The 13,028-nt window shown below is 52.6% G+C and carries 11 protein-coding genes; 9 read left to right on the top strand and 2 right to left on the bottom strand.

The genetic code is table 11. The annotated features are described in order from the left end of the window. Nucleotides 1–43 precede the first annotated feature (43 nt). Together fba and pfkB are read left to right on the top strand one after the other, a co-directional pair. Nucleotides 44–910, top strand: coding sequence for a class II fructose-1,6-bisphosphate aldolase (gene fba / locus ACFQI7_RS06710; protein ID WP_218098496.1), 867 nt, complete (start codon nucleotides 44–46; stop codon nucleotides 908–910). Beyond that, nucleotides 907–1,842: a 1-phosphofructokinase gene (pfkB, locus tag ACFQI7_RS06705; protein ID WP_230414846.1), complete on the top strand. Its 936-nt coding sequence runs from the start codon at nucleotides 907–909 to the stop codon at nucleotides 1,840–1,842. The genes fba and pfkB overlap by 4 nt, the downstream gene beginning before the upstream one ends. Before the next feature lie 153 nt (nucleotides 1,843–1,995). Here the strand turns inward: pfkB and ACFQI7_RS06700 are convergent, their stop codons facing one another. Next, nucleotides 1,996–2,859, bottom strand: coding sequence for a copper amine oxidase N-terminal domain-containing protein (locus ACFQI7_RS06700; protein WP_377516753.1), 864 nt, complete (start codon nucleotides 2,857–2,859; stop codon nucleotides 1,996–1,998). A 201-nt stretch (nucleotides 2,860–3,060) separates the two neighbouring features. Between ACFQI7_RS06700 and ACFQI7_RS06695 the strand changes: the two genes are divergently transcribed. Beyond that, complete coding sequence (locus ACFQI7_RS06695) at nucleotides 3,061–4,107, top strand: DUF5667 domain-containing protein (protein WP_218098494.1); 1,047 nt, start codon at nucleotides 3,061–3,063, stop codon at nucleotides 4,105–4,107. A gap of 230 nt (nucleotides 4,108–4,337) precedes the next feature. On the opposite strand, the gene ACFQI7_RS06690 is transcribed toward ACFQI7_RS06695, so the two are convergent. Continuing rightward, nucleotides 4,338–5,369, bottom strand: a complete 1,032-nt coding sequence (locus ACFQI7_RS06690) for a copper amine oxidase N-terminal domain-containing protein (protein ID WP_230414845.1) — start codon at nucleotides 5,367–5,369, stop codon at nucleotides 4,338–4,340. Between the two features lie 403 nt (nucleotides 5,370–5,772). Between ACFQI7_RS06690 and ACFQI7_RS06685 the strand changes: the two genes are divergently transcribed. The 6 genes from ACFQI7_RS06685 (at nucleotide 5,773) to ACFQI7_RS06660 (ending at nucleotide 13,000) form a co-directional block, all read left to right on the top strand. After that, a complete protein-coding gene (locus tag ACFQI7_RS06685; protein ID WP_218098493.1) occupies nucleotides 5,773–6,672 on the top strand; it encodes a pectinesterase family protein in 900 nt (299 codons plus the stop codon). A gap of 259 nt (nucleotides 6,673–6,931) precedes the next feature. Then, nucleotides 6,932–8,239, top strand: a complete 1,308-nt coding sequence (locus ACFQI7_RS06680) for an ABC transporter substrate-binding protein (protein ID WP_218098492.1) — start codon at nucleotides 6,932–6,934, stop codon at nucleotides 8,237–8,239. Nucleotides 8,240–8,421: 182 nt separating this feature from the next. Next, on the top strand, nucleotides 8,422–9,111 hold the full coding sequence (locus tag ACFQI7_RS06675) for a TerC family protein (RefSeq protein WP_218098491.1): 690 nt from the start codon (nucleotides 8,422–8,424) through the stop codon (nucleotides 9,109–9,111). A 267-nt stretch (nucleotides 9,112–9,378) separates the two neighbouring features. Further along, nucleotides 9,379–10,704 (top strand): ABC transporter substrate-binding protein, encoded by a 1,326-nt coding sequence (locus ACFQI7_RS06670; protein ID WP_218098490.1) that lies wholly within the window; start codon nucleotides 9,379–9,381, stop codon nucleotides 10,702–10,704. A gap of 25 nt (nucleotides 10,705–10,729) precedes the next feature. Further along, a complete protein-coding gene (locus ACFQI7_RS06665) occupies nucleotides 10,730–11,656 on the top strand; it encodes a rhamnogalacturonan acetylesterase (protein ID WP_329958221.1) in 927 nt (308 codons plus the stop codon). A gap of 12 nt (nucleotides 11,657–11,668) precedes the next feature. After that, the gene (locus ACFQI7_RS06660) at nucleotides 11,669–13,000 is read left to right on the top strand and encodes an ABC transporter substrate-binding protein (RefSeq protein ID WP_218098489.1); all 1,332 of its coding nucleotides are present in this window, start codon (nucleotides 11,669–11,671) and stop codon (nucleotides 12,998–13,000) included. The last annotated feature ends 28 nt before the right edge of the window (nucleotides 13,001–13,028 follow it).

The following is a 13,028-nucleotide window of genomic DNA, read 5'->3' as shown; positions in this document are numbered from 1 at the left end:
GCGGGCTCCCGCGTGCAACGAAGGAAAGGCTGGAGAAGGAATCATGACATTAGTATCTTCTACCCCGTTATTGCAAGCGGCGAGAGCAAACGGCTATGCCGTTGGTGCTTTCAACGTTCATACTTTGGAAATGCTGCAGGCGGTCGTCGAGGCGGCGGAGGAGGCGCAAGCGCCGCTCATTTTGCAATCGACAGTCGGGACCGTAAAGCACTTGGGCGCCGAATACATCGTCAGCGCGGCGGAAACGGCGGCCAAACGGGCTTCCGTGCCGATCGCGCTGCATCTCGACCATTGCACCGATTTTGATCTGATCGTTCAATGCATTCGCGCCGGCTATACTTCGGTGATGATCGACGCTTCGATGTTTCCTTTCCAGGAGAACGCGGCGATGACGAAGCGTGTAGTCGAGATTGCGCGCGCGGCGGGCGTCAACGTGGAAGCGGAGCTTGGGAAAGTCGGAGGCGTCGAGGACGATATCGTCGTTGCCGAGAACGAGGCGCTGATGGCGGACCCGGACGAATGCAAGCTGTTCGTAGAGATGACCGGCGTACCTACGCTGGCCCCTGCGATCGGAACCGCTCATGGGATTTACAAAGGCGAACCGAAGATCGATTTTAACCGGATTCAAGCAATTGCCAGTCAAGTAGCCGTTCCGCTCGTGCTTCACGGGGGATCGGGCATTCCGGAGGAGCAGGTAAAACGCTGCGTTTCGCTTGGTATGGCCAAAATGAATATCGCGACGGAAATCCGGATCGTTTTCTCCGATGCAATCAAAGCCGTATTCGCGCAAAATCCGGACGAGAACGACCCGCGCAAATATATGGCGCCGGCGAAAAAAGCGGTGAAAGCAGCCGCGCTTGAGAAAATTGCTATGCTCGGCAGCGCCGGAAGAGCGCGTGATTTCCGATGAACATGATCACGACGGTCACACTGAATGCCGCGATTGACAAAACGTATTACCTGCCTCGGCTCGAAGTCGGGAAGCTCACAAGAGCGACCCGGCTTTATGCCGATCCGGGCGGTAAAGGCATCAATGTGGCCCGGGTTATTCAACAGCTCGGGTTGCCGGTTACGGCCACCGGCTTCGTAGCGGGAAGCAATGGCGACTATATTACGCGCCATCTCGGGAAACAAGGCATCGCTCATGATTTCGTAAGCGTAGACGGCGAATCCAGGCTTTGCCTGAACATGATCGATGAGACAACCGGGGAATCGACGGAACTGCTCGAACCCGGTCCTATCCTAACCGCGGAAGCGCTTGACCGTTTTAAGCAAAAACTGTTCGAATTGGCCAGGAAGTCGTACATCGTCTGCTTTAGCGGGAGTTTGCCGCAAGGCGTTCCGGCTGCGTATTACGCGGAGCTGATCGCACTGGTTAAGGCTGAAGGCGCGATCGCTTTTCTGGATACGAGCGGGGAACCGCTGCTGCAAGGGGTGCAGGCCGTTCCTTATTTTATTAAGCCGAACGAGCACGAAGTGTATCATTTGTTCAACGAGCGCCCGGCAACGGAAGGGGAGCTGCTGGACAAGCTTCGCCGCTTGCAGCAATCGGGGATTTCCCTCGTCAGCGTGTCGCTAGGAGACAAAGGCTCGCTAAGCTTGTATGACGGACAGCTGTACCGTACGGCTGCCCCGAAGGTGGAAGCGGTCAATACGGTCGGCTGCGGAGACGCTTTTGTCGCCGGGATGGCTGTCGGGCTGGCGCAGCAGCTGCCTGTGGAAGAGATGATGAAGCTGGCGATTGCATCGGGCACCGCCAATGCGCTGTCGGAAAGAGCAGGCAACGTCAGCTTGGAAGATGTCCAAAGGCTGCGCGGTCAAGTGACCGTGGAGAGGGAATAAGCTATATCAATACGTTTCTGTATGAAGGCATCGTTGGAAGTAGAAAAACCTTCTTTCCCGTCGGCACCTAGCCTGTGGAAAAGAAGGTTTTTCTCTTGAAAATACGTTTTGATCAGCAGACCGGAGTCAATGGGGATTGTTCATATCGATCGCTTATTGGTCTTCGTAAATCACGACGGATTGGGTCTCGTCTTCCCATTTTACAGCCGCTTTCAGCGCTTCGCTGACAAAGCGCACGGGAACTACTGTATTGCCCTCCACAATCGACGCCGGCACCTCAAGCGTTACTTCTTTGCCATCAACATAAGCAGTCGTGCTTCCGATCAAGAGTTTAACGGCAATGCCGTCTCTCGTTACGGTTACGGAACGCTCTTCCGCGTTCCAGCTTACCTCGGCTTTGAGTGCCTCGGAGATTGCTCGGAACGGAACCAGTGTACTGCCGTCACGGATGAAAGGAGCGACTTCGATGGAAGGCTCGTCGCCGTTAACATACAGCTTGATGCCGGTTTTTCCGACTTTTTCGTAGAGTTTACCCAGTTTCTTGTAGGAATCGATATTTTTTACGTTCGCCTTCACCGCTTCCTTTTGAACATAGACCGCATCCGTTACGCTGCCCTGCTGGTCCAACAGATCGGCTGCAGCCGAAAGAGCCGCATCCTTTTCGATTAAAGACTCCAGCTCGGCTCTAACTTCCGGTGTCAGCTTTGCATCGTATTTGGTTAAAAGAATGTCGGCCAGGATCGCTCCTGCCGGCTTGTCTTTCACATTTTCAATTGCTTTCAGCAAACCGTTGCTTCCATTCGAGCCGCTGCCGTAGGTGCTCGATGTAACCGTAGCCTGCGAATCTGAGTCCGACTTTACATTTCCCCCTTTTTCCTTCGTTTCGACGGTTGAAGTCAGAGCCGCTTCCGCCTTCTTTTCCGTACTGCTGCCATTATCCTGCTTTGCCATGGCCGTTCCAGCCATAAGACTGGTTGCTACGATACAGGACGCTGTAATCTTCCAGGTTTTGTTCATTTTCATTATCACGATATACCCCTTTGCTTGGCAAAATTTGATCTGGGAAAGTATTCCTCTAAGTAAGTTCGGGTGCTCACTATTTATTTGAGGGTGTCGGCTTCGTTAAAATATTTAAAATGAATTGCCCCCTCAAATGAATATCTATGACCGTATAACTTAGTATTCAGCTGCAGCTGATCCAAACTAAAGGTGGTATTCATGATGAGACGAAACATGAGAACTCGTTCGCAATTGCCCAAACGCCTTACCGGAGGCGCCTTGGCCATATTATTAGCTGTTGGGCTGGGCTCGAGCAGTGCTTATGCATACGAGAATGTAGCGGCGGCAGCACAAGACCAGACGGTCAAAGCTTCCACCCATGCGGAAGGGAATAAGGCAGGACTATTGCCTGGAGATTTGTTGTACTTTATTAAAACGATCTATGAACAGATCCGGCTTGCTTTGTCGTCCGATGATGTGAAGGAGGCCCAATTGCTTGCCGAATTCGCCCAAATCCGACTTTCCGAAGCCAATGCGCTGCTTGTAAAAGGAAAGGTAGCGGAAGCCAAGCAATCGATCCAGAAGTCATTGGAAACGCAGCAAAGCGCGGTCGAGAAAACGGAACAAGCGTCCGGCACCTTTACGGCGGACACCTACGTGACGCCAACTTCCGCATCAGAGAAAGCTTCCGTGGAGCCATCCCAATCTGCAGCGGGGAAGAGGACCTCAGAAAAAAAGGAAGTAACCAACAAGGAGAAAATACTCACAATAAAAACGGATTTGCAGCGTAATATTGCGGCTCTCGCTGATGTGCTGGAAAAGGTCGAAAATCCGAACGCCCAGATCGCAATAATGAAAAATATTGAAAAATCGTTCGCCCATCTGGAGGAGAAGCTGGAAAAGATCGAGCGCAAAAAAGAGACGGAGCCGGTACTTCAAACCGTAAAGCCGGCTTCTTCTCAGGTTGTGAACGTAGCGGAGGCTCCGTCCGACACCCGGGACGTGCAGGAGAACGCAGCTGAACCGGCAGCCAAAGATGGGGTTAAACCGGTCAAAGATAAATCGGCTCATGCGGAAGCACAACGTGAAAAGACGAAGAAGCTTGAAAAGACGGAGAACCGCGATAAGGAAGACAAAAAAGATAAGCAGGAGCGTCCGGCAATCGGACAACGAAATAACGATAATAAAGGGGAGAACGGGGGAGACAACAACAAAGGAAAAAATATCAGTAAACATAACGATAATAACGGGAACCGTAATAAATAAAGTCGTAACCCTATGACAATCGATTTTCTAGCTTCTCATAGGAAACGCAATGTCCTGGACGGCGACTTTATATTGAAAGCATTCCACAGCAACCAGCACCCGGCCGGATGAGTTCCGTGCTCACAATCATTGCCGTAAATGACAGATGCATGAAAGGGGCCGCCTTCCGTCACTTTCAATGACTTTGGGCAGCCCCTTCTTGCATTTTATAGAGTGATTAATTTTATCGTTTATTCGGCTGCAGGAGCCTGAAGTACGACCTTCCACGCTTTTCCGATCGGAGGCAAGCTTTTGGTCAGTACGCCGTTATAAAATCCGATCACTTTGGCGCCTTTGACAAGCGCGCTTTTCTCGATCGTCTCGCCTTCCTTATTGACGAGTGACGTTTTGTCCGTCAATTGCAGCACAACTTCAGACTGCGATTGCTCGGTCAGCCCAGTCCCCTTAATGACAATGCTTGTCATCCCGTCCTCGCTCACGCGTACGTCCTGGATCGTTCCCGACGTACCGATCAAGTCCACAGCATCCGGCCGGTAGGCTACGGAAATTTTGTAAGTCGGCGTTTGCGGCGGCAAGCTCATCGTCATGGCGAGGGAATGTTCCGCTTCGATTTCCGTGCCGATCGTAAGATCGGAGAATACCATGGCCGTGCCGTCAGTCGATTCAATAACTGTATCTTTCCCAACGTTCAGAACGAGTCCGTCCGGTCCCACGCCGTTGATTTGAACGGACTGATGCCCGTCGTTATCGCGTACAGCGGTGATGACGCCTTTGGTCGTTGCCGTTTTCCGCTGCTCCTCTTGCGTAATGGAAATGGTGCTGCCCTCGATCTTGACTGCGGCATGCAGTACTTCGCTTGCAAACGACGCAGGTACGAACAGTTTGCTGTCTACGAGTGCAGGAGCGGTACCGAGCGTTTTATACATTTTGTTGACGGCGTATCGGTCCTCGCCAGTGGTGACCGTCACCAGCAAATTGTCTTTGACCAAGTCCGTGGACATGTTCTCCGCGTTCCACGTTAAAGTGAAGCCGAGCGCTTCCGTTACGTCGCGCAAAGGCAGCATCGGCTCTTTCGCGTCGGCTTGCTTGAAACCGGCTGCCGTCAGGGCCGTACCGTTAACCGTAACTTGAAGCTGCTCAAGCGCGACCGGAGCGGAAATAACGGTTGCTTGAACCGGTTGCGGCGCGCTGTCAGCGGCGTAGGCTGACCCGCCTGTCAATGAAATGGAAAGTGCCACGAGAGCTGCAATGCGTTTGTTCATGCGATAGTTCATCATCAAAATCCCTTTCTGTTGGTAGTCTTGTTGAGCTTTACAAGTCTATTAACGGGCAAGGTTCCATTTATGTTGCAAATCGGTTGAAAATTGATGAAAATCATGGAGCATGGCATGGTCTGGTAGCTAACGCGGCAGGGATACGGCGTTTCATCGCAGATGAACGAGTCAAGAGCCGCTTCCAGACAGGCGTCCTGGGTTCGCTACGGTTGCAACTGAGCAATTATATTGAAGAAAAGCACAAGAATGCGTAAAGAATGCGCATTTTTTTTGTGTTACGGTTAGGGAGCGGGCCAACAGATGCTGACTTATGATACCGTTTTCTTGCTTGCCGGGCGAAACGGAAGCGGAGCGCAAAGCGGAACGATCAATCAAAGGAGACGATGCATACATGCCGAGATGGACGGTGGCAGCCGACGGAAGCGGCGATTATACGAGCATACAGGAAGCGATCGATTCGGTGAGGGTGCACTGGGAAGAGCGGACCGTCATCTTTATTAAAAAAGGCGTGTACCGGGAGCGGGTGACGATCCCGGACAACAAGCCGATGATTAGTCTCGTCGGTGAAAGTATGACCGAGACGATCATTACCTACAATCTCGACGCCAACCTGCGCCCGAATGGGAAGCCGATCGGCACGTTTGAAACGTCCGTGCTGACCGTACACGGGGATGACTTTACCGCCGAGCATTTGACCGTGCACAATACCGCCGGCGTCGGACCGGGCATCGGGCAGGCGCTGGCCGTCTATGTATCCGGCGACCGGGCCGTGTTTACGAACGTGCGGATGTTGAGCTATCAGGACACGTTATATACGAGCAAAGGAAGGCAGTACTTCAAAAGCTGCTTTATTGCCGGTCACGTCGATTATATATTCGGCGGCGCAACCGTGTTGTTCCACGAATGCGAAATCCACAGCCTGCGCGACGGCTACATTACGGCGGCTTCGACAACGGCGCAGACCGAATTCGGATTTGTCTTCCTCGACTGCAAGCTGACGAACGGACCTGAAGCCGACGCGGTTTATCTCGGCCGGCCATGGCGGCCGCATGCCCATGTGGCGTTCATCAACACATGGATGGGGCCGCATATTCGAACGGAAGGCTGGGATAACTGGCGCAATCCGGACAACGAGAAGACGGCCCGTTACATGGAAACGGGGAGTCACGGTCCTGGAGGAGCAACGGATGGGCGTGCTACATGGGCGAAAATGCTGGAGCCGGAGACGGCGGCCGGGTGGACGATTGAACGAGTTTTTGCGGGTGCGGATGGCTGGAACCCGGTCTCATAACGAACGAAGCCGAGCCATAGGAGGATCGCAGGGCAGTTAACGGCTTCAACAAGCTAACGGAGCCAGCTGCCCGTGCGGGCTTTGGTTGTACAGGATTGCTCTGAGGAGGAGCGCAAGCGGACCCATTTGAATAGGTGAGTTTCAGCGCCGGACCGGTATTGCCGTTTCGCACCGGATGTATATGTTGGCTGTTCGGCCAGGTGCCAACCAATTTGTAAGCGCTTGCTATATACTGGGTAAACCCGAGGAGGAATGGTTCATGAACTGGAACAGAACATCGTTAGCAGCTTCGTCTTCGCTGCTCGTCCTGCTTGCCGGATGCAGCGGCGGGGGGCCAGCCGAAAGCACGCCGGACGCGCCGCCAGCGAAAGCCGCCGATACGGCGCCGGTAATGTTAACCTTCTATATCGCAACGGGCATCGCGGATAAAGACGTGAAAAACTTGATTGTCGATCCGGTCAAAAAAAAATATCCGCATATTACGATCGAGCCGATCGTTCCGGGCCAAGGCACGAAGATTGAAGATTTGGTGACGGCGGGCAAGACGCCGGATTTCATCTATACGTGGAACGGCGATCTTGGGAGATTCGGTCAAATGGAGCTGCTCGACGATATAACGCCGCTGGCCAAAAAGCATAACTCCGATTTAGGCCGGTTTGAGCCGGTCGTGCTCGATTCGATCAAGAAGTTGGCACCCAAAGGCGAACTGTATGCGCTGCCGTTCTCACTCAATTTTAACGCGACCTATTACAATAAGGACATCTTCGACAAGTTCGGCATGTCGTATCCGAAAGACGGCATGACATGGGATGAAGCGATCGAGCTCGGCAAAAAAATGACCCGCATCGATAACGGTACGACGTACCGCGGACTCGACAGCGACCAGTTGGGGCGGCTGAGCACGCAGCTTTCTTTGACGATGGTAGACGGCAAGACGGATCGGGCGTCCGTGAACAACGAAGGGTGGAAGAAGCTGTTCGAAACCGCCAAGAAAGTGTGGTCCATCCCGAATAACGCACCGCCGAAAATGATGACCTTTAACGGGGCCAAATGGTTCATGGAAGACAAGAATGTGGCGATGCTGACGACCGCCAATATATTATCGAACCTGGAAAGTGCGGAGCAAAACGGACTGCATTGGGACGTCGTCAAGTTCCCCGTATACACGGAGAATCCGAACGTCTTCCGGTATGCGGAAGCCCATATGATCGCGATCACGAAGACAAGCAAATACCGCGATCAGGCGATGCAGGCGCTCGATGTGATAACGTCCGAACAGAACCAGCGGATCAGTGCACGAACGGCGGCCAAGCCGAGCCCGCTCAAAAATCCGGAGCTGAAAAAAGAGTTCGGGGCCGATATGCCATTCCTTAAAGGAAAAAATTTGCAGTCGGTCATCGGTGACACGCCGGCACCGGCGCCGCTCTTTTCACCATACGAGAATGAGTCCAGAGGCGTCTTTTGGAAAAGCTTCGAGGAGTATTTCAGCGACGCCAAAGACGTGAACACGGCGCTTAGGGAAGCGGAAGAAAAAATCAACCAGCAAATTCAGAGCAAGAAGAAATAAGATAGATGCTAGCGGACTTTTGCCGGGAAGGCAGAAGTCCATTTTTTTGGCAGACGTAGAATTTCCGAAGACGCTTGAACATACATAAAAGAGAGGGGACAAACGGCAGGACAAACCGCGCTCATCCGAACCGATGAAGGAGGGAAGCCCGGCCGGCAGATCCGGAAGGAGGAGGAAGGGCAGTGGAAGGCGAATTGCTCATCGGACTATTAAAGCTCATACTCATCAACATCGTATTAAGCGGAGACAATGCCGTAGTCATCGCGCTCGCTTGCCGAAATTTGCCTGCAGAACATCAGAAAAAGGCCGTTTTCTGGGGAAGCTTCGGCGCCATAGGTCTGCGGATCGGTTTGACCTTTATCGCCGTATGGCTCTTGCAGATCCCGTTTGTTCAGCTGGCTGGAGGACTTTTGCTAATATATATTGCGTTCAAATTGCTAAGGAACGACGGGCATGCAGAGCATGTTCAGGCGGGAGCGAGCCTTATGGAAGCGCTGCGCACGATTATTTTTGCCGATCTGATTATGAGTCTGGATAATGTGCTTGCGATGGCTGGGGCTGCGAACGGGAATTTGCTGCTGATCAGCTTCGGGCTTGTCATCAGCATTCCGTTAATCATCTGGGGCAGCCGGCTGCTGATGCGACTCATGAGCCGTTTCCCGGTGCTGGTACAGCTTGGGGCAGGATTGCTCGGCTATACGGCCGGGGAGATGGCGGTCGGCGACAAAGCGGTCGGAGCGTTTCTGGAGAAGTTATTTCCGCCCAGCCATTATATTGCGCCGATTGTTCTGGGCTTGTTTATTTTCTTGTTCGGCTTCATCGCGGACAAACGAAAACAAATGCAGCAGCAGCTTGCCGCTCAAGGCAAATAGCAGCGACATGACGATAGCAGGTCGGGGACAAGGTCCCCGGCCTTTTGATGTTACACGGAAATCTTTGTAAATGAACAAATATATAGAAAAAATGTGCAAAAAATTAGGCAGAAGAACCGCCATCGCTTATGTTAGTGTTATTACACGAAAGAAAATACCAGATCGGAGCGGGCGGTTATGTTCACGGCGGCATAAAAAGTAAGCGCATACAGTGGGTCCGGTAAACGAACAATAGCGTCCCGAACCGGCAATAAAGGGGAGGTCCAAATGAAAAGCACGCATTGGATTACGACACTATGCGTCATAGCGACAGCATCGCTGCTGACGGCTTGCGGCGGGCAGGGAGCAAGTCCGGGTGCTGTGGACAAGGATATGGAAAAGTCAAATAACGGACCGGTCGAGCTGACAGTGTACTCGGCAGGCGGGGAACCGGAGGAGTCCTGGAATGCGAATTTCGGGAACGCCATCAAGAAGAAATTTCCGAATTACAAGATCAATTACATTAATCCGCGCGGCAATGCCAATCTGAAAATCGACGCGCTGCTTACGTCCGGCACGACGGTAGATATTTACTATGAATCGATCGGCGGATTTTTCAGCAGCATGTCCACGTACCAACTGCAATACGATTTAACCGATTTGATCAAAAAGTACAAGGTCGATTTGAACCGTTTCGAGCCTTCGCTGATCGATGCGATGAAAAACAATGTGAAAGGGCAAATCTGGGGCTTGCCGGTTCAAAATATTAATATGGTGCTGTACTACAACAAAGATGTATTCGATAAATTCGGCATCGCCTATCCGAAGGACGGGATGACTTGGGACGAGGCTCTGACGCTCGCCAAAAAATTTAACCGGACCGAAGGCGGAAAACAGTACACGGGCCTCGTCGTTTCCCCGGCGCATATGATCAAGATGAATCCGTATTCCCTGCCGCTGGTCGATCCGGCGAGCGAACAAGCGACGATCAATAAAGACGCCAAATGGAAAGCGCTCTATCAAACGCTGTTTGCCGACGTGGCTTCCGACGAGACGTACCGGGCCAAAATCGCGTCGCTGAACAACAAGCTGCCGTATATCGATCAGTTTTATAAAAACTACGATTTGGCGATGTTCGCCGGGCTATCCAGCCTGTTTACGTCATTTGCCGAATTTGAGTCGCTGAACTGGGATATCGTATCGCTGCCGACGTTCAAAGACTTGCCGAAGACCGGCTCGCAGAGCTACCCGACCTACTTTTCGGTGACGAGCTCTAGCAAGTACAAGGAAGAGGCGTTTCAAGTCATCAATTACCTTACTTCCGACGAAGTGCAGCTGGACATTTCCAAGAAAGGCTTGATGTCCAGCCTCAAAGGGGAACAGTTCAAAAGCAATTACGCCAAGGACGCCAAATTTAAAAATAAAAATTTCCAAGCGTTATTTTACAACCAGCTGGCTCCGATTCCGGCCAAGACGGTGTACGATACGATTGCCGAAAAAGCGTACCAGAAGCAGCTTGTCGATCTGTCGCTCGGCAAAGTCGATATCAATACGATGTTCCGGGCCGCCGAGGAAGAGACGAATAAAGGCATTGCGTCGCAAAAAGGAAAATAGACGGTTTCGTTAAGAGGAGGGCACCATGCGGTATCACAATGTGGAACTGCATCATGTGGAAGATTTGCTTGCACCCGAATCGGGAGACGGAGTCATTGATGCGGTACATTCACGAATGGAGAAACGGCGGCTTATGAGAAGCTCGGCCGCATGTCGGCGCTTGATCGTCCTGATGATTTTGCTCGTATTAGTGGGATGTCAGGCTAACGGAGGGAAAAAGCCATTGAACGCAAGCAACGAAGCTGCTGCAATCGAACGGTTGAACGTCTATTTGGCGGGAGACTCCACCGTAGCGAACTATCTCCCGAAAGAAGCGCCCCGCGCCGGATGGGGTCAAATGATCGGCACAATGATGGATGATACCGTAACGGTTTATAACGGCGCCGCATCGGGAAGAAGCTCGAAAAGCTTTATCGACGAGGGGAAGCTTGTCCCGCTGCTCGAAAAGCTTGGGAAGGGGGATTATTTGCTCATTCAATTCGGGCATAACGACGAGAAGAAAGAGGACCCGGCCCGTTACACGGAGCCTGGTACGACGTACAAAAGCTACTTGAAGCAGTATATCGAGGGAGCCCGCCTCAAAGGCGCCGCTCCGATTCTGGTCACGCCGGTAGAACGGCTCGGGTTTGCCTCCGGGGGCAAAGCGAAAGATACGCACGGGCAATATCCGGCAGCGATGAAGGCGCTCGGCAAGGAGCGGGACGTACCGGTCATCGACCTGACGGCCCGAAGCAAAGCGCTGTACGAGCGGCTCGGCGAAGAGAAGACGAAGGCGTTGTTTTTATGGCTGAAGCCGGGGGAAAGCCCGAATTATCCGGACGGTTCGAAAGATAACACGCATTTTCAGGAATACGGCGCAACCCAAATCGCCGGATTGGTCGCCGCAGGGCTGAAGGAGCTCAACTTGTCCATAAGCAGCCATATCAAGGAACCGGTACATACGGACAAATAGGAGGGGAACATTGTGCTGAAGAAAGGAATGACGGCTTGGCTTGTCTTGCCGCTTGCAGCGATTTCGCTGGCGGGCTGCGGAAATATGCCAGAGACGAAGGAGCAGCCGGCCGGCGCGGTTCCGGCATCGGGCAATGCGCCTGCGGAGCTTGTCTTTTTCTCCAATAGCGCCGACTCGCAGGAAAGCTTTAACGAGCGGTTCGGCGACGCGATCCGCAACAAATTCTCGAACTACACGATCAAATACATCAAGAAGGAAAAAGGATCGCTGCTGCCCGATCTGATAGCGTCCGGACAGCCGATCGATATTTATTGGGAGTCGATCGGAGGGTTTGCCGACGGCTTGATCGGCTTTGACATGCAGTACGACATGACGGATTTAGCAAAAAAGTATAAAGTCAATCTCGAATCGTTCGAGCCGACGATCATGGATGCATTGAAGCAATTATCCGACGGAAAGCTGTACGGCTTGCCGGTGTTCAACAATTCGATGGTGCTGTACTACAACAAAGACATCTTCGATAAGTTCGGCGTTCCGTATCCGAAGGACGGAATGAATTGGGACGAGGCGCTGGAACTCGGTAAGAAGTTGACGCGAAGCGAAGGCGGCGTGCAATATTTTGGCCTTGGCGTCACGCAGCTGCATATCCTCCGAATGAACCCGTTCTCCCTGCCGCTTGTGGATCCGAAGACGGACAAGGCGACGATCGGCAATGATAACTGGAAGAAGCTGTACTCATCGGTCTTCATCAACCCTGCACAGGATCAAGGCTACAGGGCAAAGATCGAGGAGAACAAAAACAAGCTCCCGTCGGAAACGTACGATCCGTTCACGAAAACGAGAGTGATGGCGATGAGCGGCGCCATTACGAGTCTGCCTTCCATACGCGCGGAAGAACTGTCCGCTTTCCGCTGGGATATGGTGGCGATGCCGACCTTCAAAGAACTGCCTGGCGTCGGGCCGCAAGCATACCCGACCTACTTCTCTGTCACGAAGCAGAGCAAGTACAAGGAGCAGGCGATGGAAGTGATCCGCTTTTTGGCGTCAGAGGCGTACCAGACGGAAGCCGCCAAAAAAGGCGTCTTCATGCCCGTGCTGAAAAGCGATGCGGTCAAAAAAGCGTTCGGTCAGGAAAACGCCCAGTTCAAAGGGAAAAATATCGGCGCCTTGTTCTACAACAAATATGCCCCGATCCCCGAGAAATCGAAATATAACGGCGTCGCCCAGAGCATGTTCGAGAAAGTGATCGGGGACCTCGCGCTCGGCAAAACGGACATGAATACCGCCTTCCGGACCGTGGAGGAAGAAGTGAACAAGGCGGTCGAAGCGGAGAAGAAAAAATAAGCCGGACTAGTGGTTAGCCCGGAATGTA

Source organism: Paenibacillus allorhizosphaerae (assembly GCF_042659105.1).
In the GTDB taxonomy this organism is placed as follows: domain Bacteria; phylum Bacillota; class Bacilli; order Paenibacillales; family NBRC-103111; genus Paenibacillus_G; species Paenibacillus_G allorhizosphaerae.
Note: the sequence above shows the minus strand (reverse complement) of the source record. Positions and strands in the feature narration are given on the sequence as shown.